Consider the following 22,860-nt stretch of genomic DNA (forward strand, 5'->3'; position numbering starts at 1 on the left):
CCGCCAGCCGTCACCCCGCCGGAAGCCGGGGTCTCGTGCGGCAGGTTCCTCTCGCCTGCGATCCCGGCTTTCGCCGGGATGACGGATGGGGATAGGGTCACCCAAATCCGAGGAGCCTGCATGACCGATTACTTCCCCGGCTTCGGCAACCATGTCTCGACCGAGGGCGTGCCCGGCGCACTGCCGGTTGGGCGGAACAGCCCGCAGAAACCCGCCTTCGGTCTCTATGCCGAACAGATTTCGGGAACCGCCTTCACGGCGCCGCGGCACGAGAACCGGCGTTCGTGGCTCTATCGCCTGCGGCCGACCGCCGAACATCCTCCCTTCGTGCGCTATGAAGGCGCGGCAAATTTCGCCCCCGGCACCGTGCAGGCGCCCCTGCCCCCCAATCGCCTGCGCTGGGACCCCATCCCCGGCCCTGCCGAACCGACCGACCTGATCGACGGCATGACGACGATGCTGGCCAATCGCGACGCCGCCGATCTCGAAGGCGTCGCGGTGCATCTCTACGCCGCCAACAAGGACATGACCGGTCGGGTCTTCGTCGATGCCGATGGGGAATTGCTGTTCATTCCCCAGGAAGGCCGGCTGACGCTGCTCACCGAGTTGGGCCGCATCGACATCGCACCCGGCCAGATCGCTTTGATCCCCCGCGGCGTGAAGTTCCGTGCGCTACTACCCGATGGCGAGGCGCGCGGCTATGTCGCCGAGAACCACGGTGCGCTGTTCCGGCTGCCCGATCTCGGGCCGGTCGGCGCCAATGGACTCGCCAACTCGCGCGACTTCGAGACTCCTTCCGCGTGGTTCGAGGACCGCGACGAGGCTACGGAGGTGGTTCAGAAATATCTCGGCAGCCTGTGGACCACGACGCTCGATCACAGTCCGCTCGATGTGGTAGCGTGGCACGGCAATCTCGCCCCGTGGCGCTACGATCTCGCGCGGTTCAACACGATCAACACGGTGAGCTTCGACCATCCCGATCCGTCGATCTTCACTGTGCTCACCTCGCCCAGCGACATGCCGGGGCGCGCAAATGCCGATTTCGTGATCTTCCCGCCGCGCTGGATGGTGGCCGAGGACACGTTCCGGCCACCCTGGTTCCACCGCAACGTGATGAGCGAAGCGATGGGGCTGATCACCGGCGCATACGACGCCAAGGCGGAAGGCTTTGCGCCGGGCGGGCTCTCGCTGCACAATCTGATGTCGGGGCACGGGCCCGATCTGGCGAGCTGGGAGGGTGCGTCGAACGCCGACCTCAAACCGCACAAGATCGAGGGGACGATGGCGTTCATGGTCGAAACGTGCTGGCCGTATCGGCCCACCCGGTTCGCGCTGGAGCGGGCGCAGCCGGATTACGACGCAGCCTGGAAGGGATTTCCGAAAGCGGTGTTGCCTTGATCCTCCCCGGCGCGGGGAGGTGGCAGCGCAATGCGCTGACGGAGGGGGCTCTCCTCATGGGATACCCTTTGCGGCAGGCCCCCTCCACCATGCTGCCCATGGTCCCCCTCCCCGTTCCGGGGAGGATCTGAATGGATCGCCTCACCACCACACCCGCTGGCGTCACGCTGGGCCCTCTCGCCCTCATCCCCCAGGATACCGCCCGCAACTTCGTGCTCGAATTGCGCGCCGGGCGCTTCCACGGCTTCGTCGTGCGCAAGGGCGATGCTTTCCACGGCTATGTCGATAGCTGCGCGCATATGGCCTTGCCGCTCGCCCAGAAGCTCGACGCGTATCTCACGCCTGACGCCAGCCATATCCAGTGCAGCTGGCACGGCGCGCTGTATCGGATCGAGGACGGCACATGCGTGGGTGGCCCTTGCGTCGGTGCCAAGCTAATGCCGTGGCCGATAGCAGTACGCGACGGCATGATCGTGACTGCCTGAGAGGAAGATGATGGAACCCACGCTCGATTTCGGCCTCGGCGAAACCGCCGATATGATCCGCGACACCACCGCGCGCTTCGCGAAGGAGCGGATCGAGCCGCTCGCCGCGAAGATCGATGCCGAGGACTGGTTTCCGCGCGAACTGTGGCCCGCGATGGGCGAGCTGGGGCTGCACGGCATCACCGTCGACGAGGAATATGGCGGGCTCGGACTCGGCTATCTGGAACACGTCGTCGCCTGTGAGGAAGTCAGCCGCGCCTCGGCCTCGATCGGGCTTTCCTACGGCGCGCACTCCAATCTCTGCGTCAACCAGATCAGCCGCTGGGCGAGCCCCGAGCAGAAGGCCAAATACCTCCCGAAACTGATCTCGGGCGAACATGTCGGCAGCCTCGCAATGTCCGAAGCGGGCGCCGGCTCGGACGTCGTCTCGATGAAGTTGCGCGCCGAGAAGACCGCCAACGGCTATGTGCTCAACGGCACCAAATTCTGGATCACCAACGCGGCTTACGCGGATACTCTCGTAGTCTATGCGAAGACCGGCGAAGGCAGCCGCGGGATCACCACTTTCCTGATCGAGAAGGACATGCCCGGCTTCTCGATCGGCCAGAAGATCGACAAGATGGGGATGCGCGGTTCGCCCACCGCCGAGCTCGTGTTCAACGATTGCGAAGTCTCCGAGGAGCAAGTGATGGGGCCGCTCAACGGCGGCGTCGGGGTGCTGATGTCGGGACTCGACTATGAGCGCACCGTGCTCGCCGGGATCCAGCTCGGGATCATGCAGGCGTGCCTCGACGTAGTGCTCCCCTATCTGCGCGAGCGGAAGCAATTCGGCCAGCCGATCGGGCATTTCCAGCTGATGCAGGCGAAGGTGGCGGACATGTATGTCGCGCTCAATTCGGCGCGGGCGTATGTCTACACCGTGGCGAGGAATTGCGACGCGGGGCGAACGACGCGGTTCGATGCCGCAGGGGCGATCCTGCTCGCATCGGAGAACGCCGTGAAAGTATCGCTCGAGGCGATCCAGGCGCTGGGCGGTGCCGGCTATACCAAGGACTGGCCAGTCGAACGCTTCGCGCGCGACGCCAAATTGCTCGATATCGGCGCGGGGACGAATGAGATCCGGCGAATGCTGATCGGACGGGAATTGGTGGGGGGCTGAGCTAGCCGCAGTCCGCCGCCTCGGTGGCGTTCGCGCTCTCGTCGATGCACCGCTTCATGATCGCGGAGCGCCGCTGCGCCTCCACGGGCAGATAGACACGCTCGAACTCGGCCTTTTCGCGCGCGATCGAATCTGCCTGGTTCATCACCTGGCTTCGGCGCGATCCGCCGAGCACCAGCCCGACGAGAGTCGAGATCAGCAACGCGGCGATCGCCAGCGGGATAACCGGGCGCCATGCCCTGAGCGTTTCCTTGCCGAAGAGATAAGCCAGCAGCGAAGATACCATGCCGAGCACCGCGGCGAGCACCGCGCCGACGATCCCCTCCAGCGTCCATCCCGCCACCGCTCCGGAAACCACGCCGACTAGCGCGAAGGCGAGAATGAAGACGAACGAAAGCAGGAAGCCGGTGCGCGCGCCCGCCGCGCGCACCAGCCAAGCCATCGCGGCTGCCAGCGTGACCGCGACGAACAGCGCCGGCGCCACGAGCGTGACCAGTCCGAACGCAACGCTTGCGTAGAATTCGCGGATCAGCGGGAAGTAGACGGAAGACACACCGTCAGTTTCCGGACCGGCCCAGCGCATTGCCTATCGCGCGCATCTCACTGTCATGCGTCGCTTTATTGATATTTCCCGCCTTCAAGTCGGCGGTGCTGCGGGCCTGATATTCGCGGAGCTTCGCGCGGAATTCGGCCCGGCTTGCGAACTGATCGACCGTAGGAATAATGACCGGACCCGTCCTCGGCCCCTTTGGCGGAGGCGCATTCAAGCAGGGCTTATTTGGTTTCGGCGGGCATGTCTCCGTCGCGAGGGCAGAAACCGGCAGCATCGAGACAACGAAAAGCAAAGCAACGGAGCGTGCCATAAGGACCTCCCATGACTCCGGGGCCCCTGTTTGGCCCCCTTCTCGTAGTTGAACTAGTATGCCTGCCGCGCAACATTATCAAGCACGCGGCAATCTGCGTCGATCGACTTGAGAACTATTTACCTCAGCGAAACAGGTGCAACGGAATCGCCTCGGCCATCGCGGTCTCGCCGCGGCCGTCGGGGTGGAGATTGTCGCCGCCCTGCAGGTTCGCCGCGAGTCGCTTCGGATTGGCGGGATCGGCGACGACCTTTTCCATGTCGATCACTGCGTCGAAGTCCTTCGACGTCCGGATCCAGTTATTGACCTGCACGCGCATCGCTTCGCCCGTAGGGGTCGAATAGCCCGCGCCTTCATAAGGCAGGATCGTCATCGCGTAGATCTTGATCCCGCGCTCGTGCGCGCGAACCGCGAGTTGCCTGTAGCCGGCAATGAGCTGGTCGGCGGTGATCGCCGGGCGCGCGACGCCGTTCACCGGGCGGCCCGAATTGCCGATGTCGTTGATCCCTTCGAGCAGCACGACATGGCTGACGCCGGGCACCGACAGCACGTCGCGATCGAAGCGCGACAGCGCGCTCGGGCCGGTGCCGTTGGCTAGGATGCGGTTGCCCGAGATCGCCTGGGTGATCACGACGTGCGGCATCCCGGCTGCGGCGAAGCGCCGGCCGAGCACGTCGCCCCAGCGGCAACGCGGCATCGCATCATTGGCGCAGCCGACATTGTCGGTGATCGAATCGCCGTATGCGACGACCACCGGGCGCTGCTTCGCCCCCAGCACGTCGAGGCCGGCGATCAGCGGACGCAGCCGCCATTGCTCGGCGGGCGCGAAATCCTCGGTGGTGTGATCGCCCGCGGCCGAAACCAGCGTCTTCTGGCCGCCGACATCGTGAACGGTGTTGAACTGCGTCGCCTCGGGGAAGAACAGCGAAACCTCCACCACGTCGAACGCCTTGACCGGCAACGCGATCGGATCGCTCACCAGGGGCGCACTCTCGGGCACGCGCACCGACGCCGTCCCTCCGAACGTCACGCGCACTGCCTGCCCACCAGGGAGCCGTACCGTCGCCGCGCCGATCGTCAGCGCGGGGCCATAATCATTGGCGAGCCGCAGGCGGAGCTGCGGGCCGCCTGCACCGACGCGAACCGCCGATCGGATCGTGACGTTCTCGAGCGTCTTCGCCTGATCGCCCTGAACCTGCCACATGCTGGCGGTCCAGGCGCGCGTCCAGCGCTCCCCGCCCGGCGCCGCCGCGACCAGCAACAGTGCCGCAGCCGCGACGAAAAACCGCATCCCCCGCATCACACTCTCCCGTTTTTCTTGTTACCAGACCTTCACGCGCTGTTCGGGCTTGAGGAACAGTTTCTGCCCCTCCTGCACCTTGAAGGCAGGATACCAGGCGTCGAGGTTGCGTACCGTCTGGGCACGCCAGCGCGCCGGGGCATGGGCATCGGTGGCGATGCGTGCACGCAGCGTCTGTTCGCGCGACTTCTCGCGCCACGCCTGTGCGTAAGCGAGGAAGAAGCGCTGATCGCCGGTGAGCCCACCGATCACCGGCGCTTCCTTGCCGGCCAGCGAGGCGTGATACGCCTCATAGGCCGCGGTGAGCCCGGCGACGTCGGCGATGTTCTCGCTCAAGGTCTGCTGGCCGTTGATGAACACGCCCGGCAGCACTTCATAGGCATTGAACTGCTTGACCAGCGCCTGCCCGCTTGCCTTGAAACGCGCCATGTCGGCAGGGGTCCACCAGTTGCGCAGCCGCCCGGTAGCGTCGAAATTGGCGCCGAGATCGTCGAAACCGTGGCTGATCTCGTGCCCGATCACCGCTCCGATCGCGCCGTAATTGGCGGCGGCATCTGCACCGGGATCGTAGAAAGGCGCCTGCAGGATCGCGGCGGGGAAGTTGAGTGCGTTCTGCAGCGGCAGGTTGACGGCGTTGACCGTCTGCGGCGTCATCCACCATTCGCCGCGATCGGGCGTCTTGCCGATCTTGGCGAGCTGGTGGCGATATTCGGCGAGTTCGGCGCGGCGCAGATTGCCGACCGGATCGTCGGCCTTGACCTCGAGGCCGGCATAATTGCGCCACGTCTCGGGATAGCCAATCCCGACCTGCATGCCCGCGATCTTCTTGCGCGCCTCCGCCTTTGTCGTCTCCGCCATCCAGGGCAGTGCGGCGACGCGCTTGTCGAACGCGGCGAGGATGCCCTTCACCATATGCTGGATGTCCGCCTTGGACGAGGCGGGGAAATAGTCCTTCACGTAGAGCTGGCCCACCGCGTCGCCGAGCCAGTTGTTGACGCTGCCGATCGCGCGCTTGTCGCGCGGGCGGGGCTTTTGCTGGCCGTTCAGCGTGTGATTGAAGAACTCGAAATGTGCTTGATCGAATGCCGCGGGCAGCACCGCGCTGACGTCGTCGATACGGTGGAAGGTGAGCCAGTCCTGCCACGCCTGGAGCGGCTCGCTTGCGACGAGCTTCGCCAGCGCCGCAGTGGTCTGCGGATGCCAGACGATGAAATCCTGCTGTTGCCCGAGACTCGCGGCGGACCAGAAGGCGTCCCAGTCGATCCCCGGCGCCTTCCTCGCGAAGTCCGCCTTCTTCCACGGATTATTGGCCTTATGGATGTCCTGGCTGGTGACGATGTCGGTATGCGCCTGCGCGATCTTGGTCTCAAGGTCGAACACGCGCTGCGCCCGGGCATCGGGCTCGGTGATGTTGGCGAGGCTCAGCAGCTTGCCGATATAGGCGCGATACTGATTGCGGATCGTCGCCATCTCCGGCTTGTCGGAGAGATAGTAATCGCGATCGGGCAGCCCGAGCCCGCCCTGCAGCACATAGGGCACATTGGTGTCGGGCCGGTCCAGCGCTTGGCTGATGAACAGCCCGAACAGATTCCCGGTCTGGAAGTTGGTCGCGTTGAGCGGATCGACATCGGCGCGGATATTGGCGCCGAGCATCGCCGACAGTGCCTTCTTGTCCGCGAGCGCGGCGATCCCGTCCATCTCCGCGCCCAGCGGCGAAAGCGCGTGCTTCTCGATCGTGGCGGTATCGGTGAAGGCGCTGTACCAATCGGCGATCCGGCGCTGATCGGTGCCCGGTGCGGCATTGGCCTTGAGCGCGGCCTGGATGATCGCGACGTTGTTCGCCTCGGCCTTGTTGTAGACCTCGAGGAATGCGCCGACGCTCGAGCGGTCGGCCGGAATCTCGGTCTTCGCGCGCCATCCGCCATTGGCGTGCTCTTCGAAGTCGTCGCCGGGGTTCACACCCTTGTTCAGCCCCGCGACGTCTATTCCGATGCCGGTGCCCGCGGTGGCCGCGGTGCCGTTGTCGGCCGGGGTTCCGGGCGTGCAGGCCGCGGTTGCCAGAAGCAGGGCTAACAACGCTGCGCGAGTCGTCACGTTCGGGCTCTCCCTTTCAAGTCCGTTCGTGCAGCGTGCTACTCTCGCACGAACGCGCGCGCCAGTCTTCCCAAGCAGCGACACGCGGTGTAGGCAGGGAAAAACTAGGACAGGAAGGATGCCCTAATGAGCGCTCCGGTGCTCGACAGCAAGGTATCGCCCGAGGGAGAGGAATTTCGCGCCCGCGCCGCGCACAACCGTGCGCTGGCCGAGCGGCTGCGCACCGATGTCGCGAAAGCGGCGCTGGGCGGCTCCGAGAGTTCACGCGAACGCCACACCAGCCGCGGTAAACTCCTGCCACGCGAACGCGTCGAACGGTTGCTCGATCCGGGCAGCCCGTTTCTCGAGATCGGCCAGCTCGCTGCGTGCGACATGTACGAAGGCGAGGTCCCCGGCGCGGGGATGATCGCGGGAATCGGCCGCGTCTCGGGTCGCACCTGCATGATCGTCTGCAACGACGCGACGGTGAAGGGCGGGACCTATTACCCGATGACGGTCAAGAAGCATCTCCGTGCGCAGGAGATCGCCGAGGCCAACCGCCTGCCCTGCATCTATCTCGTCGATTCGGGCGGCGCGAACCTGCCGCATCAGGCCGAGGTGTTCCCCGACCGCGACCATTTCGGGCGTATCTTCTTCAATCAGGCGAACATGTCGGCGCAGGGCATTCCGCAGATCGCCTGCGTGATGGGCAGCTGCACCGCCGGCGGCGCCTATGTCCCCGCGATGAGCGACGAGAGCGTGATCGTCCGCAACCAGGGAACGATCTTCCTCGCCGGCCCGCCGCTGGTGAAGGCGGCAACGGGCGAAGTGATCAGTGCCGAGGATCTCGGCGGCGGCGACCTGCACGGGCGCAAGTCCGGAGTGGTCGATCATGTCGCCGAGAATGACGAGCATGCGCTGACGATCGTCCGCGATATCGTTTCGCACCTCTCCTCTCCGTTCGCTTCGAGCGACGTCGAGAAGCGTGTCTCGACTTCGCTCGACACGAACGGGACCAAGGAGCCGAGACCACCAAAATATGACGTGGAAGAACTCTACGGCATCGTCCCCGAGGACGTCCGCGCGCCGTATGACGTGCACGAAGTGATCGCGCGGATCGTCGACGGCAGCGAGTTCCACGAGTTCAAGGCGCTCTACGGCACCTCGCTGGTCTGCGGCTTCGCGCATATCTGGGGCATGCCGGTCGGGATCATCGCCAATAACGGCATCCTGTTCTCGGAAAGCGCCCAGAAGGGCGCGCATTTCATCGAGCTCGCCTGCCAGCGGCGCATTCCCCTGCTGTTCCTCCAGAACATCTCGGGATTCATGGTCGGTGGCAAATACGAGGCCGAAGGCATTGCGAAACATGGCGCAAAGCTCGTCACCGCGGTCGCCACCGCCACGGTGCCCAAGATCACCGTGCTGATCGGCGGCAGCTTCGGCGCGGGCAATTACGGGATGTGCGGGCGGGCTTATTCGCCACGCTTCCTCTTCTCCTGGCCCAATAGCCGCATCTCGGTGATGGGCGGCGAGCAGGCGGCGAGCGTGCTGGCGACGGTGCACCGCGATGCCGAGAAATGGACGCCCGAGGAAGCCGAGGCGTTCAAGGCGCCGATCCGCCAGCGCTACGAAGACGAAGGCAATCCGTGGCACGCCACCGCGCGGCTATGGGACGACGGCATCATCGATCCGGCGCAGACGCGGGACGTGCTCGGGCTGGCACTGGCCGCGACGCTCAATGCGCCGATCCCGGACCGGCCGGCATTCGGCGTGTTCCGGATGTGATGGCCGGGCGTGTCTTATTCCTCCCCGAGCTTGTCTCGGGGAGGGGGACCGCCCGGCGCAGCCGGGTGGTGGAGGGGCAGGTGCGAACGCGCCCCCGCCACTATCCCGCGCACGACCCCGTCGAGATCGCGAAGCACTTCGGCAGCGGGCACCCGGAACGTCGATATCCCGCTTGCGGCCAGCCAGCTGTCGCGGCGCAAATCCCGGTCCGGCCGATCGCCGCGCGCATGCGCTTCGCCATCAACCTCGATCGCCAAGCACGCATCGCTGCAGTAAAAATCGAGACTGTAACCACCAGTCGGATGCTCGTGTCGAAACTTGAGGCCGCCTGGTCTTGTACGGAGCACTTGCCAGAGGAGCACTTCCGGCAGGCTCATCGCGCGGCGTCGCGCCCGACTCTGCCGGACGGCGTGACGATTTCCCCTTGGCGATCGATCCTTGAACATCGCTCCTGCCCTCCACCAAGCTTCGCATGGTCCCCCTCCCCGAGACAAGCTCGGGGAGGAATTGAAAGAGCCCAGCCATGATCCTTCTCCCCGTTCTTCTCGCACTCCAGACCACTCCCGTCGCGCCGATCGTGAAGGGCACGGCCCTGCCCCCGCCCGCTTCCGAGGAGGCCGCGGTGCTCGCCCCGATCAACGGGCTGTTCGCCGCGATCGCCGCGCGCGACGGACAGGCAGCGCTGCCCTTCGTCCGCGCCGAGGGGCGTGCCACGGCCGCCGGCAACAAGCCCGACGGCACGCCCATGGTGAACAGCCGCAGCTGGGCCGATTTTGCCGCCGCGCTTAAGCCGGGTGCGGAGCGCTTCGAGGAACGGATGCCCAGTCCGGCGATCGAAGTCGATGGCGACATCGCGATGGCCTGGGGCGACTATGTCTTCCTGGTCGACGGCAAGGTGGTCCATTGCGGCGTCAACCACTTCGACCTCGTCCGCGAGAACGATGCGTGGAAGGTGTTGAACGTTACCTGGTCGCGCCGCACCACGGGGTGCCCCGGCCAATGAGCCGCGACACGCTCTTTCTGCTCGAGCACGAATTCGCCGATCCCGCGCTGGGCGGTGAACGCGTCTTCTATTGCAAGGACTGCATGACGATCGAAGGCCTGCTCGCGGCCTTTCCCGATCGCGCCGCCAGTATCGACGTGGTCCGCGTGCCATGGCCGCGCCCACGCGCGGCAGTTATCGCGGCGATCGGCGAGGCGAACCAGAACCTGCCGGCGCTGGTGTGGGAGGGCGGTTTCGTCAACGAAATCGAGGCGTTGCTCGCCACGCTCGCCGAGCGCAATGGCTTTCCGGAGCGGCATCCATGATCCTCGAAGGCGAAGGCAGGGCGCCGATCGCGCAGCCGAGCGAGGCCCAGATTCGCGATCTGGTGACTTCGCTCGCGTCGCCCGGTCTCAGCTTCGCTTCACTCACCGACGAAGCGGGCAATTACCTCCAGGTCGCCGGCGGCCGCCCATGGTGCGTGGTGGAAAAGCGCGAGGTTTCGCCGCTCCGCCATTGGCGTGCACACACCGAATCCGGGCGCCGCCCCTATGCGGACGGCGCGAAGATCCGCTCGAAAGCCGGCGAGATCGTGCTTCGAGCGGATGAATGGATTCTCCTGAAGCAGGCTACGGACCTTTTTGCCGCATTCTCCGCGCGCAAGGCATTTCCCGACTTCGTTCGGTGGCGCTCGATGAACTCCACGCTAGGGCTTCCCGAATGATTAAATCGCTTCTCATCGCCAATCGCGGCGAGATCGCCTGCCGCATCGTCCGCACCGCGCGGGCAATGGGCATCCGCACGGTCGCGGTCTATTCGGATGCCGACGCGAAGGCCCTGCACGTGCGGCAGGCCGACCAGGCCGTGCATATCGGCCCCTCGCCGGCGCGCGAGAGCTATCTGGTGGCTGAGAAGATCATCGCCGCGGCGAAGGCTACGGGCGCCGAGGCCATCCATCCCGGCTATGGCTTCCTCTCGGAAAATGCCGATTTCGCGCAGGCGGTGATCGATGCAGGGCTGGTCTGGGTCGGCCCCAGGCCCGAAAGCATCCGCGCAATGGGCCTCAAGGATGCCGCCAAGGCGCGGATGATCGCCGCCGGGGTGCCGGTGACGCCGGGCTATCTCGGCGAAGACCAGTCGCCCGAACGGCTCAGGTCCGAAGCCGACGCGATCGGCTATCCGGTGCTGATCAAGGCAGTGGCGGGCGGCGGCGGCAAGGGCATGCGCCGCGTCGATGCGGCCGCGGATTTCGACGACGCGCTCGCCAGTTGCCAGCGCGAGGCCGCCTCGTCGTTCGGCGACGATCGCGTGCTGCTCGAGAAGTACATCCTGTCGCCGCGCCACATCGAAGTGCAGGTGTTCGGCGACAGCCACGGCAATGTCGTCCACCTGTTCGAGCGCGACTGCTCGCTCCAGCGCCGCCACCAGAAAGTGATCGAGGAAGCCCCTGCCCCCGGCATGGACGAAGCGACGCGCGAGGCGATCTGCGCGGCTGCGGTGCGCGCGGCAAAGGCAGTCGACTATGTCGGCGCCGGAACGATCGAATTCATCGCCGACGCCAGCGAAGGCCTGCGCGCCGACCGCATCTGGTTCATGGAGATGAACACAAGGCTGCAGGTCGAGCATCCGGTGACCGAGGAGATCACCGGGCAGGATCTGGTCGAATGGCAATTGCGCGTCGCGTCTGGCGAGGTATTGCCGAAGCGGCAGGACGAACTCTCGATCAACGGCTGGGCGATGGAAGCGCGGTTGTACGCCGAGGATCCGGCCAAGGATTTTCTACCCAGCGTTGGTCGGCTCGATTTTTTCGATATCGGCGAGGAGCATCTCGTCCGGATCGAAACGGGCGTCGCGCTTGGCGGCGAAATTTCTCCTTTCTATGATCCGATGATCGCCAAGATCGTGAGCCATGGCGGCTCCCGCGCTAGTGCCGCGCGAACCCTGCGCACGGCTTGCCACAACACCATCATAGCGCCGGTGAAGACCAATGCGGCCTTCCTCGCGCGCTGCCTTTCGGCCCCCGATTTCCTGGACGGCGATCTCGATACAGGCTTTATCGGCCGGCACGAGACTGCCCTGACCGGACCGGGGACACCTTCCCAGGCTGTGGTCGAATCCGCCGCGATGGCGGTGCTGTATGACGAGATGGGCGATGCCGAATCCGTCCAGCTCTGGCGCTACGAGAGTCGTCGGGAGCCCCGGCCTTATCCCGGCTCAGCGTGGCGCAGCCTTGCCGGGTTCCGCGCCAATGCTTCGCCACGCATGCGGATCGGGCTGCGCCATGACGGTCAAAGCTATGTGCTTCATCGTCCCGTCGAGAAGTCGGCGAGATTGTCGACCATCATCAAGGGCGATCAGATACTGGTGACGGACATGGGAGAAAGTTTCCTGTTCCGTCGCGAGCGCACCGATGGGGCTGCGGGCGCAAGTGTTGCCGACGGCGCGATCCTAGCCCCGATGCCCGGCCGCATCACCGCCATTGAAGCTTCGGCGGGCGATACGGTGGTCAAGGGTCAGCGCCTCGTCACGCTCGAGGCGATGAAGATGGAGCACGGCCTCGTCGCGCCGTTCGATGGTATCATTGCCGAGCTCAACGCCACGGCGGACGCACAGGTGAGCGAAGGCACGCTACTGGTGAAGGTGGAGCGCGCTGCCCGAAACAATCCGTCACCCTGAACTTGTTTCAGGGTCCATAGTGCAGCAAGCGACGCCACCCAGATGGAGAGTTGGATGCTGAAACAAGTTCAGCATGACGGGAATGGAATGACGGCTGGCCTGGCAATGCGCCCGGCGACGCGCGACGATCTGCCCGGCATCGTCGCGCTGCTCTGGGACGACGAGACCGCGCGCCATCGCGAGGACCCCAGCGAGCCGCTCGACCCGCGCTATGTCACCGCGTTCGAGGCGATCGACGCGGATCCCAACCAGATCCTCGTCGCCGCCGAACGCGACGGGCGTCTCGTCGGAACGATGCAGCTGAGCTTTCTTCCCGGCCTGTCCTTCCGTGGATCGTGGCGCGGACTCATCGAAGCGGTGCGGATCGCCGGCGACCTGCGCGGCCAGCGGCTCGGCGAGGCGATGATCCTGTGGGCTATCGAGCAATGCCGGGCGCGCGATTGCAAGCTGGTCCAGCTCACTTCCACTGCGACGCGCACCGCGGCGCACCGCTTCTACGCGCGGCTCGGCTTCGTCCAGAGCCATGTTGGCATGAAACTCCATCTGAGGGACTGAACATGGCCGGACGCTTCTTCGACGAATGGCAGGTCGGTGACCGGATCGAGCACGATCTGCGCCGCACCGTGACCGAGACCGACAATCTCCTCTTCTCCACGCTCACGCACAACACCCAGCCGCTCCACATCGATGCCGAGGCGGCGAAGGCGAGCGAGTTCGGGCAGATCCTCGTCAACGGCACCTTCACCTTCAGCCTGATGGTCGGGATCACGGTGGGCGACACCACTGCGGGAACGCTCGTCGCCAATCTCGGTTACGACAGACTGGTGATGCCCAAGCCCGTCTTCCTCGGCGACACGCTGCACGCCTCTTCCGAAGTGACCGAGCTGCGGCCGAGCAAGTCGCGGCCCGGCCAGGGGATCGTCACCTGGCGGCACCAGATGCACAACCAGCGCGATGAACTGGTCTGCGAATGCCTGCGCTCGGCATTGCTGCGGAGCCGTGCGGCGGCGTGAGGCACGAAGCCGACATCGTCGTGATCGGTGGCGGCGCGGCCGGAGCCGGGGCGATGCGCACGCTCGCAGATGCCGGCAGGGACGTGCTGCTGCTCGAAGCCGGCGATCGGCTCGGCGGGCGTGCGCATACGGTGCATGTCGCCGGCCTGCCGCTCGATCTCGGCGCGGGCTGGCTGCATTCGGCGCCCAAAAACCCGTGGGTCGCCATCGCCGAGGCGCGCGGCTTCACCGTCGATCGCTCGCGCCCGCGCTGGGGCGAGCAATGGCGCGCATTGGGGTTCTCGCCCGAGGAGCAGAATGCGGCGTGGAGCGCATTCGCTGCCTTCATGGAGGCGATGCGGACTCCGCCGTCGAGCGACCGCGCCACCGACCTGATCCCGGTCGACAGCGAATGGTCGCCTTATCTCGACGCGCTGTCGGGGTTCATCAACGGCGTACCGATGCGGGAGATGTCGGTCACCGACTGGCTCGCTTATGACGAGGCGTCGGTCAACACCGACTGGCGCGTGGCGGAGGGCTATGGCGCGCTCGTCGCCTCGCACGCGGCGGGACTGCCGATAGCGCTCGCCACACCGGTCACTGGAATAGACGGGTCGGGCAAACAGCTTCGCATCGAGACGCCGCGCGGCGCGATCGGGGCGAATGCCGCGATCGTCACGGTCTCAACCAACGTCCTCGCCAGCGGCGCGATCCGGTTGCCCGGCCATGACGCGATCCTCCACGCCGCGTCCGAACTCCCGCTCGGCCTCGCCGACAAGCTCTTCTTCACGCTCGACGACGGCGAGGAAATCGACGCGAACGCGCACCTGCTCGGCAATCCGCGCAGCGCGACCACCGGCACCTACACGCTGCGCGCCTTTGGCCGCCCGGTGGTCGAATGCATGCTCGGCGGCGAAGGCGCGCGGGCGCTGGAGAGGGAAGGCCTCGATGGCGCCGCGGCGTTCGCGCTGGGCGAGCTCTGCGGGTTACTCGGCAGCAACTGGCGCAGGAAACTGCGCTTCGTCGCGGGCTCGGCCTGGGGCCGCGCCGATCATATCCTCGGCGGCTACAGCCATGCGCTGCCGGGCAAGGCCGATGCGCGCCATGTCCTCTCCACGCCGATCGATCCGCGGATCCGTTTCGCCGGCGAGGCGTGTTCGCACGGCGAATTCTCGACGGTCCACGGCGCCTACAATACCGGCGTCGCCGCCGCGCAGGCGTTGCTCGGCTAGGCGGCGCGGCGGCCCGCGAGCACGGGATTGGAGAATTCCATCTCCTGATCGATCCCGCCGAACTTCAGCGCCATCACGTCGAGCGTGTAGTTCTGGTGCAGCCGCCACGGCGCCCGCTTGCCCTGGCGCGGCAGTTGCGGCGCGGCGCGCTGGACATAGCCCGACGTGAATTCGAGGAAAGGTATCGCCTCCACCGGTTCCTTCAGCCGCGGCGTGACTTGCCGCATTCCGCGCTTCTTCATCGCGTTGAGCAGTCGGGTCACGTAATTGGCGGTCAGATCCGCCTTCAGCGTCCAGCTCGCATTGGTGTAGCCGAACGAGATCGCGAAATTGGGCACGTCGGAAAACATCATGCCCTTGTAGGTCATGTGCTTCGCCGGCTCGAACAGCGTGCCGTCGATCGTCACCGGCATGCCGCCGAGCAGCTGGATCTCGAGCCCCGTCGCGGTGACGACGAGGTCCGCCTCCAGCTCTTCGCCCGAGGCCAGCCGAACGCCGTTCGCAGTGAAGCGGTCGATCGTATCGGTGACGACGCTCGCTTTGCCCTCACGCAGCGACGCGAACAGGTCGGCATCGGGAACGAGGCAGAGCCGCTGGTCCCAGGGATTGTAGCGCGGGGTGAAGTGCGTATCGACGTCGTGCCCGGGCAATTCCTGCCGCACCATGTCGACGAGCGCCTTCTTCGCCTTGTCCGGATGCTTGCGCATCGCCCGGAAGAAATATTGCTGGAGGAGCACGTTCTTCCAGCGGGTGATGCCGTAAGCGGCCCGGGCGGGAAGCTTGCTTCGCAGCCAGTTGGCGACTTTATCCTCGGATGGGCGCGCGACGATATAGGTGGGCGAGCGCTGGAGCATCGTCACGTGCGCGGCCTGCTTCGCCAGCTCGGGCACCAAAGTCACCGCGGTCGCGCCGCTGCCGATCACGACGATGCGCTTGCCGGCATAGTCCACATCGTCGGCCCAGAATTGCGGGTGGATGATCCGTCCCTTGAAATCCGCGAACCCAGCAAAATCGGGCGTATAGCCCTGCGCGTAATTGTAATAACCCGTGGCCATGAACAGGAAGGCGCAGGTGAAGGTAACTTCGGCGCCGTCGACGTCCGCGACCACGGTCCATAGCGCCTCGTCGCTCGACCAGTCGGCGCGCCTGACGCGGTGGCGGTAACGGATGTGCCGGTCCACGCCGTATTCGCGCGCCGTCTCGTCGAGATAGCGCAAGATCGAGGGGCCGTCGGCGATCGCCTTCGCATCGGTCCACGGTTTGAACGAGAAACCCAGCGTGTACATGTCCGAATCCGAGCGGATGCCGGGATAGCGGAACAGGTCCCACGTCCCGCCCAACCGATCGCGTCCTTCGAGGATCACATAGCTGCGATCGGGGCTGTTGGCCTGCAGGTGATACCCCGCGCCGATGCCGGATATCCCGGCCCCCACCACCACGACGTCGAAATGTTCGGTCATTCGCCTCTCCCGGGCTGCTTACAGCACTGTAAGTAACCCGGGGGTAGCGTCAATAGTCGCGCGAGTAGCGCAGGCTGACGCTCGAGCCGCCGAACGAGGCGGTCTGCGAGAGCAGGCTCAGCGAACGGGTGAGCGCGATCTCGAGCTGGGTGGCAGTGAAGCCGCGGGCATCGGTGATGATCTCGATGTAGATGTCTCTGGTGATGTACTTGCCCGCCGCGAGCGAAGTGCCACGCCCGCTGGTATCATCGGCGCCGAGGACGCGCAGCCGATCAATCCCCGTCGCCGAGCGGAGCTTGCCGAGCGGATTGAGCCCGCCGCCCGAGCCGCTGAGCGAATTGACCGCCGCGGCGAGCTGGATCGCCTCGGTCGCGGAGAGATTGGTCACATTGGTGCCGAAGAACAGCCGCGACAGCACTTCTTCCTGCGGCAGGCTGGGCGAGGAAGTGAAGGCGATCCGCGGCTGCTGCGCGGTGCCCGAGATGTCGATGATCGCGGTGATCCCCTCGGCGGTGGTGCTCGCCTCGACATCGATGCTGGGGTTGAAGAGCTGCGCGCCCTGGAAGCGGATATTGCCGCGCGTCACCTCGAACCGGCGGCTGGCGAAGCTGTAGGTGCCGCGGACGATCTCCATCGTTCCGCGAATCTCGGGTGCCGCGGTGGTGCCGCGCACGAAGACCCGTGCGCTCCATTCGGATTCGAGGCCCATGCCCGATACGAACAGGCGGTTGTCGGCGACGAGGCGCAAGTCGAGATCGAAGACGTTGCCCGCCCGGACAGGCGTGGCGGGCCTGACCGGACCGTTCGCGACCAGCTCGCTGCGCCGCCGGATCCCGGTCAGTTCGGGAATTTCGGCCGCGCCCTGACGGATGATCTCGTAACGCGCTTCGGGAATTTCCAGCCGCCCCTCGATCTTGGCGACCTGCGCGTTCCTGGTGATGGTGATGCGCCCCGTCGCGGTCGCCCCCAACGCATCGCTCTTGGCGAGTTGGGCGTTCTTGAAGTCTGCGGTCAGGCTCATCGGATAGCCGTTGGCCGCGGAGAGGCCGATGCGGCCCTGCGCGGTGACTGTCCCCTCGCCCGCGCGCCCGTTGGCTTCGTCAAGGATCAGCTCGTCGTCGGAGAAGCGGCCGACAATCCGCATGTTGGTGATCCGTGTGCCGTAAGTCTCGTTGCCATAGGCCAGATTCTCGCCGCGCACGACGCCGGTGAGATCCGGTTCGTGTACCCGTCCCGAGAAGTCAGCAGCGATGCCGATCGAGCCCGTCAGATGCTGGTTGCTGAGCCCCGCCAGCGAGAAGGGCACAGCCGCCGGGCCGTTATAGCGAATCCCGCCTGAGAGCGGCGCACCCATCAGTCGCTCGGTCCAGCTGCCGGCACCCGGCCCCAGCGGCCGTAGCGTGGCGACGACTCGGCCGATCGTCGTGGTCCCACGCTTGATCAGCGCGCGCGCATCGCCGCCATCGGGAAGCAATTTTGCGACGAGGCTGACATCGACCGGCGTCGATACGGTGGCAAGGCTCGAACGGGTGAAATCGTCGATCTCGAGCCGCGCATCGGCATTCGGGAACGCATCGGGCCTGGCCTGGGCGAAGTCGAGGCTTCCCGTCGCCGTCCCGCCCAGGCCGATGCCGGGCATGAATCCATTGACGAAAGCCAGGTCGAGCTTGTCGAGCCGCGCCTGGAGCGCAAGGCCGTCGCCATAAGTGCCGGCCAGCCGCAGGCTGCCCTGATCGAAATCGACCTGCGTCGGCAGCAGCCGATAGGTATCACCCGCAATAGCGACACGCGCGGGATTTACGGTGTGGAACCGGATGCCGCTCCCCTGCCCCTGCAGGGCCACCAGCCATTGCTGGGGCGAGAGCCGGGCGTTGGCCGCGATCTGGAAGGGAACACCGGAGGATCCGGTCGCGACTGCCTGCGCCGTGCCGCTGCCGCCCTGATAGTTCACCTTGGCACGCGCGGTCTTGAGGACGAACTGGCCGCTGCGGAGATTTGCGACCTGAACGTCAGCGACGATCTGCGGTGTTTCGGTCAATACGACATTGGCGGAGATCAGCGCCCGCCCGATGGTGAGCTCGGCATTGCCGGGAATCACTGCGTTGAGCGCGCGCGCCTCGATCTGCGCCGCCTGGTACCGGCCCTGCGCGGCGAGCTGGGCATTGCCGGTTACGCCCGAGCCCTGGAAGCGCAACTGGCCTGAAAAAGGTCCCGCCGCCGTCTGCTGGACGTTACCGGTGATATCCATGCCGGCGAAGCGCGCGCTCTCGATGTCGATGGCGAGCGTCCGCCCGTTGCGGACCAGGACATTGGCATTGAACGGACCGTAATTGGTGCCGCCGCTCGCGATGACTGCATATGCATTGCCGCGGCCGCGTATCCGCGCCTCGAGATCGACCAGCCCGACGCCCAGCCCCGGCTTCTTCGCGCGCAACAGAATCAGTGGCGCATTGAGCGTGCCGGACACGCGCGCGCTCAAAGGACCATAAGCGTTGGAGACACCGTCGGCGTTGATCAGGATCGGTCCGGCCGGATCATAGCGTCCCGATCCGCGCAGGATCCGGAACTGCGGCGCGCGCATGCGGATGTCCTCGACCGCGATCACTCCCGTGGGTCCGAGCGTGACACGCGCCGAGGCGACCGCATTGCCGCCGAGGAAATTGCGCACGCCGGAATTGGTGAGCCGCCGCGTTTCGGCAGCGACATGCCCGCGAATGCCCCAGCCGCCGTCACGCGCCGCGAAGAGCTCGGCGTCGGTCTTGAGATCGACGATCCCGACGCCGTTGACCGCATAATTGTTGATCCGGCCCTTGATGGCGCCGGTGTAGCGGCCCTTGCCCATGTCGGCGGCGATGATCGCAGTCGCATCGACGCGATCCGAGCGCAGGCGCAGATTGTCCGACAGGATCTGGTCGCCCGAGATGGCGAGGTCTCCCGCGACGGACAGGTTGGTCACCAATCCGCCAACCGCCGCGTTGAGGCCGGACACTCGCGCGGCGCGCGCGCGCACCGGAACGAGGATGCGATCGGCGTCGACGCGCGCTTTGCCCTCGGCATAAAGCCCTTCGACCACGGTCTCGCCGAAGCCGAGCGCCGCCGCGGTGATCTTGTAGTCGACCACCGGCCGGTTGAACGGCCCGTCCAGCGCCAGCGCGGCGCGCACCGATCGGCCGCGCAGATTGGGCGCGATCGCCCCGGGCGTGAGCAGCATCGCATCGACGTTGAGGTTGCCGAAGCGATTGTGGCCGAGATCGACCAGCCCCTTCGCCTCGACCGACAAGGCGCTCGATCGCAGCTTGAGCACTCCGTTCGCGGTGCGATCGGCCCAGACCGCGTCGAGCGCCACGTCGAGCCGCGGCGATGCCAGCCGCTCGACTGGACCCTGCATGTACACGCCCGGCCAGGTCGGCCCACGAAGCTGGAAGCGCCCGTTCTGCGCAGCGACCGTCAAGTCAGCGATCTTCTGCCCGCCCAGCGCCCCGGCGGCCTGCCCGCGCCAGTTCCGCCAGCTCCCGCGCCCGCCCAGATTGAACGTCAACGGCCGGTCCAGCCCGGCCAGGCCGGTGATGAAGCCCTTCACCGGCGCATTCATGCGCATGTCGATGTCGAGCTTGTTCTGCTCGGGCACCGCGTCGAGCCTGAGCGCGACCGTGTCGCCGCCCGCCACGCCCGGAGCGGCGATGGTCGCGGCGTCGGCAACGATCTGCGCACGGCCGCCGCTGATGTGTGCGCTGCCGCGCAGGCGCCCGAGATGGCGTTGCCCGCTGACCGCGGGATCGATGTCGATCCGGGCGACGTCCAGCTTCGCGATATCGATGTCGAGATCGGGCAGCAAAGGCGCCTTGGGATCGGTCGAGGGCTTGAGCGCGGGCATCCGCAGCAGCCGCACCTCGGGACTGGTAAGGCTGCGGATGTCGACATGATCGCGTAGATAGGCGAACGGCCGCCAGTCGACGGCGATCTGGGGCGAAGTGGCGAACACGCCTCTGGTGTCGCGGACCTGGACGTCGCGCAGGACCATCGCGCCGAAGAGAGATCCCTCGATCCGTCCGATCCGGAAGTTGAGCCCCGAGGCGAGTTCGAGCCGGTTGATCTGCCTGGTGACGAAGTCGCGCCCGGGCTGGGTGTTGATCCCGATGACGAGCACGCCCAGCGCCAGCACCACCACCCCGAGCGCGATCGCTCCCCATTTGACGACGCGTTGCCACGCCGGCCGGCGTTCCACGATCCGCTCGACCGGCGCCTCGGCCGTGTCGGGATCGGGGACCTCGGGCGGTTCGGTCGCCATCAGAAGGCCTGTCCGATCGAGATGTAGAGCGCGATCTTCGATTCGCCCGGCTTGCGGTTGATCGGCGTCGCCACGTCGACGCGCAACGGTCCGAAATTGGTGTAGACCCGCCCGCCGATGCCGGCGCCGAAGCGCATGTTCTGCAGCGTCGGATAGAGCCCTTCATAGACCTGCCCGGCATCGATGAAGGGCACGATCCCGTAATTGCCGAAGCGATAGCGTGCCTCGAGCGCGAATTCGTTGAGGCTGCGCCCGCCCACCGGCCGGCCGTCGGGCGAGCGCGGGCCGAGTTCCTGATAGCCGAAGCCGCGCACCGATCCGCCGCCGCCGGCATAATAACGCCGCGACGGTGGCAGATCGTTGCGCGCGATTCCCGGTATCGAGCCGACGCGCGCGCGCGCCGCGACGACGATGCTCGACGAAACCGGCCGGTAGACCGTGCCCTCCAGCATCAGCCGCGCATAGGGCCGCGCCGCGCCGCGCACCGATGTCTCGGGGCTGACATTGGCCTTGAGGCGGAAACCGCGCGTGGGGTTGAGCAGATTGTCCGACGCGTCATAGCCGACAAAGGTCGGCAACGCGGCGATCAGCCAGGTACCGCGATCGCGCGCGGCCTTATTGTAATTATACTGGTCCTCGTTCGAGCCGACGAGTTCGCCGCCATAGAAATAGGTCCAGCGCTTCTGCCAGATCGGCGTCGAATCGCGTGACCAGCGCACCGCGACCGATCCGGTGTAGGATTCGAACGCGGCATAATCCAAATGGTTGATCCCCGCCTGGATCTGGAAGGTCCGGTCGCGCAGGCCCGCGTTCGAACGGCGGAAAGTGCCGGTAAGCCCCTGTTCCTGCGTCCCCGCCACTGCGCTGGCGATCAGCGCGCCTTCGGGCGGGAACAGGTTGCGGTGAGTCCATGTCCCCTCCGCGCGAAGGCCCTGGCCGGTGCTGTAGCCTATTTCAGCGGCGAGCGTGCGCGGACGCCCCGCATTCTGCCGCACCTGCAAATTCACTATTTCCGTGCCGTCCGGCCCCGGCTTGCCGGTCTTCACCGGCTCGACCGACACCACCGAGAACAGGCTGGTCGCGATCAGCGCGTCGCGCAGATCGTCGACCTGGCGGCTGTCATAGATCTTGCCCGGCTTGTAGCGCCGCAGGATGTTGATGTGCTCCACATCGAACACCGGGCGCCGTCCCGTGGTGACGATCTCGCCGAACACGGCGCGGGGCCCCAGATCGACCGGCAACGTATAATCGCCGCGATGCGTCTCCTCATCGAGCAGGATGTCGCGGTCGCCGAGCTTGACGAAGGGATAGCCCTGCTGCGGCAGCCTCAGGCTCACATTCGCCTCCGCACCCTGCACGCGCTCCGCCTGGATCGGATCGCCGGGATTGAGGTTGAGCTCGCGGTCGAGCAGCCCGGGGGGAACGGTGGGCCCGCTGACGATCTCGATGTTGTTCAGACGATAGAGTTCGCCGGGCGTCGCGGTGATCGTCGCGCGGACATTGCCCGAATTTTTGGGGTTCTGCTCGATCGTCGAGATCGCGGTTCCGTCATAATAGCCCAGCGACTTCATCAGCCGCACCGCGAGCAGTTCGTCCTCCCGCGCTCGTGCCGCGACCATCGCGGCATTGGCGGCCTTGCCGTCGCCGTCCTCGAGCGCGGAAAGATCACGGAACCGGTCCTTGAGCCCGATCGCATCGAGCCCCTCGACTGCGGTCGTGTAGCGAATCGTAGTGACCTTCTCGTCGTCCAGGCCTTCGATCTTGACCGGTTCCACCTTGAACTCGGCGAGCGGCGTCAGCGGCTGGGCGAATTCGGGCGCCTCTGCGGCCGGCGGCGGAAAGCTCTCGATCTGATCGGTGACCGCACCCGGCGTCGGCTGCTGCACCGGCACGGGCTTGTTGAAGTCCTTCATCGGCTCGAGCGGCGCGTTGATGTCGTCGCTCAGCTTCGGCAGTGCCGCCTCGAATTCGGCGTCGGGGACGATCGTCCCATCCTGCGGCGTGGTCCCGGTGGTATCGCGCGGCGGCGAGACCGGCGCACCCTGCCCCGGCGTGGGATTGGCGATTTGCGCGCACGCCACGGCCGGCAGGAGCGCTGTCCCTGCCAGCGCGGCAACCCACACCGCTCTAACCCCTTTACGCACGCGCCTCCTCGGGAGCCGCGAAC

Annotated in this window: 19 protein-coding genes; 11 read left to right on the top strand and 8 right to left on the bottom strand. The window is 66.2% G+C overall.

The features are described 5' to 3' along the window. The first annotated feature begins 120 nt into the window (after window positions 1–120). The 3 genes from hmgA to BR78_RS0103870 all read left to right on the top strand — a co-directional run bounded on the left by hmgA (window position 121) and on the right by BR78_RS0103870 (window position 3,042). The gene (gene hmgA / locus BR78_RS0103855) at window positions 121–1,398 is read left to right on the top strand and encodes a homogentisate 1,2-dioxygenase (RefSeq protein ID WP_029935044.1); all 1,278 of its coding nucleotides are present in this window, start codon (window positions 121–123) and stop codon (window positions 1,396–1,398) included. 131 nt (window positions 1,399–1,529) lie between these two features. Beyond that, a complete protein-coding gene (locus tag BR78_RS0103865; protein ID WP_029935046.1) occupies window positions 1,530–1,883 on the top strand; it encodes a Rieske (2Fe-2S) protein in 354 nt (117 codons plus the stop codon). Window positions 1,884–1,893: 10 nt separating this feature from the next. Further along, complete coding sequence (locus BR78_RS0103870) at window positions 1,894–3,042, top strand: isovaleryl-CoA dehydrogenase (protein WP_029935048.1); 1,149 nt, start codon at window positions 1,894–1,896, stop codon at window positions 3,040–3,042. 1 nt (window position 3,043) lies between these two features. Here BR78_RS0103870 and BR78_RS0103875 read toward each other — a convergent pair whose 3' ends face one another. The 4 genes from BR78_RS0103875 to BR78_RS0103890 form a co-directional block, all read right to left on the bottom strand. Beyond that, window positions 3,044–3,595: a hypothetical protein gene (locus tag BR78_RS0103875; RefSeq protein WP_029935050.1), complete on the bottom strand. Its 552-nt coding sequence runs from the start codon at window positions 3,593–3,595 to the stop codon at window positions 3,044–3,046. Window positions 3,596–3,599: 4 nt separating this feature from the next. Then, window positions 3,600–3,905 carry a hypothetical protein gene (locus BR78_RS0103880; protein ID WP_156022205.1) on the bottom strand — a complete coding sequence of 102 codons (306 nt, stop codon included), beginning with the start codon at window positions 3,903–3,905 and terminating at the stop codon, window positions 3,600–3,602. A gap of 124 nt (window positions 3,906–4,029) precedes the next feature. Further along, window positions 4,030–5,205 carry an SGNH/GDSL hydrolase family protein gene (locus BR78_RS0103885; protein ID WP_037565926.1) on the bottom strand — a complete coding sequence of 392 codons (1,176 nt, stop codon included), beginning with the start codon at window positions 5,203–5,205 and terminating at the stop codon, window positions 4,030–4,032. 21 nt (window positions 5,206–5,226) lie between these two features. Then, the gene (locus BR78_RS0103890; RefSeq protein WP_197021269.1) at window positions 5,227–7,299 is read right to left on the bottom strand and encodes a M13 family metallopeptidase; all 2,073 of its coding nucleotides are present in this window, start codon (window positions 7,297–7,299) and stop codon (window positions 5,227–5,229) included. 126 nt (window positions 7,300–7,425) lie between these two features. Between BR78_RS0103890 and BR78_RS0103895 the strand changes: the two genes are divergently transcribed. After that, window positions 7,426–9,063, top strand: coding sequence for a carboxyl transferase domain-containing protein (locus BR78_RS0103895; RefSeq protein WP_029935058.1), 1,638 nt, complete (start codon window positions 7,426–7,428; stop codon window positions 9,061–9,063). Window positions 9,064–9,077: 14 nt separating this feature from the next. Here BR78_RS0103895 and BR78_RS0103900 read toward each other — a convergent pair whose 3' ends face one another. Continuing rightward, complete coding sequence (locus tag BR78_RS0103900; RefSeq protein ID WP_029935060.1) at window positions 9,078–9,509, bottom strand: DUF559 domain-containing protein; 432 nt, start codon at window positions 9,507–9,509, stop codon at window positions 9,078–9,080. Window positions 9,510–9,586: 77 nt separating this feature from the next. Between BR78_RS0103900 and BR78_RS0103905 the strand changes: the two genes are divergently transcribed. The 7 genes from BR78_RS0103905 to BR78_RS0103935 are packed head-to-tail and all read left to right on the top strand — an operon-like array spanning window position 9,587 to window position 14,945. After that, window positions 9,587–10,066, top strand: coding sequence for a hypothetical protein (locus BR78_RS0103905; RefSeq protein WP_029935062.1), 480 nt, complete (start codon window positions 9,587–9,589; stop codon window positions 10,064–10,066). Continuing rightward, window positions 10,063–10,371 (top strand): DUF3088 family protein, encoded by a 309-nt coding sequence (locus tag BR78_RS0103910; RefSeq protein ID WP_029728766.1) that lies wholly within the window; start codon window positions 10,063–10,065, stop codon window positions 10,369–10,371. Before BR78_RS0103905 ends, BR78_RS0103910 begins: the two co-directional genes overlap by 4 nt. Then, window positions 10,368–10,769 (top strand): hypothetical protein, encoded by a 402-nt coding sequence (locus BR78_RS0103915; protein WP_029728764.1) that lies wholly within the window; start codon window positions 10,368–10,370, stop codon window positions 10,767–10,769. The genes BR78_RS0103910 and BR78_RS0103915 overlap by 4 nt, the downstream gene beginning before the upstream one ends. Then, entirely contained in the window at window positions 10,766–12,721 is a 1,956-nt protein-coding gene (locus BR78_RS0103920) for an acetyl/propionyl/methylcrotonyl-CoA carboxylase subunit alpha (RefSeq protein WP_029935064.1), read from the top strand. Before BR78_RS0103915 ends, BR78_RS0103920 begins: the two co-directional genes overlap by 4 nt. A gap of 54 nt (window positions 12,722–12,775) precedes the next feature. Beyond that, on the top strand, window positions 12,776–13,276 hold the full coding sequence (locus tag BR78_RS0103925; protein ID WP_231478138.1) for a GNAT family N-acetyltransferase: 501 nt from the start codon (window positions 12,776–12,778) through the stop codon (window positions 13,274–13,276). Window positions 13,277–13,278: 2 nt separating this feature from the next. Further along, window positions 13,279–13,734, top strand: coding sequence for a MaoC family dehydratase (locus BR78_RS0103930; RefSeq protein WP_029935066.1), 456 nt, complete (start codon window positions 13,279–13,281; stop codon window positions 13,732–13,734). Then, a complete protein-coding gene (locus BR78_RS0103935; protein ID WP_029935067.1) occupies window positions 13,731–14,945 on the top strand; it encodes a flavin monoamine oxidase family protein in 1,215 nt (404 codons plus the stop codon). Before BR78_RS0103930 ends, BR78_RS0103935 begins: the two co-directional genes overlap by 4 nt. Here the strand turns inward: BR78_RS0103935 and BR78_RS0103940 are convergent. Genes BR78_RS0103940 through BR78_RS0103950 form a run of 3 tightly spaced genes read right to left on the bottom strand, consistent with a single transcriptional unit; the run spans window position 14,942 to window position 22,837 of the window. Continuing rightward, the gene (locus BR78_RS0103940; RefSeq protein WP_029935068.1) at window positions 14,942–16,405 is read right to left on the bottom strand and encodes a flavin-containing monooxygenase; all 1,464 of its coding nucleotides are present in this window, start codon (window positions 16,403–16,405) and stop codon (window positions 14,942–14,944) included. The two genes, BR78_RS0103935 and BR78_RS0103940, sit on opposite strands and share 4 nt — an antisense overlap. A gap of 49 nt (window positions 16,406–16,454) precedes the next feature. Continuing rightward, entirely contained in the window at window positions 16,455–20,693 is a 4,239-nt protein-coding gene (locus BR78_RS0103945) for a translocation/assembly module TamB domain-containing protein (protein WP_029935070.1), read from the bottom strand. Beyond that, window positions 20,693–22,837: an autotransporter assembly complex protein TamA gene (locus tag BR78_RS0103950; protein ID WP_231478139.1), complete on the bottom strand. Its 2,145-nt coding sequence runs from the start codon at window positions 22,835–22,837 to the stop codon at window positions 20,693–20,695. The genes BR78_RS0103945 and BR78_RS0103950 overlap by 1 nt, the downstream gene beginning before the upstream one ends. Between the last annotated feature and the right edge of the window lie 23 nt (window positions 22,838–22,860).

The sequence above is a fragment of the Sphingomonas sp. UNC305MFCol5.2 genome (assembly GCF_000712135.1).
Classification (GTDB): domain Bacteria; phylum Pseudomonadota; class Alphaproteobacteria; order Sphingomonadales; family Sphingomonadaceae; genus Sphingomonas.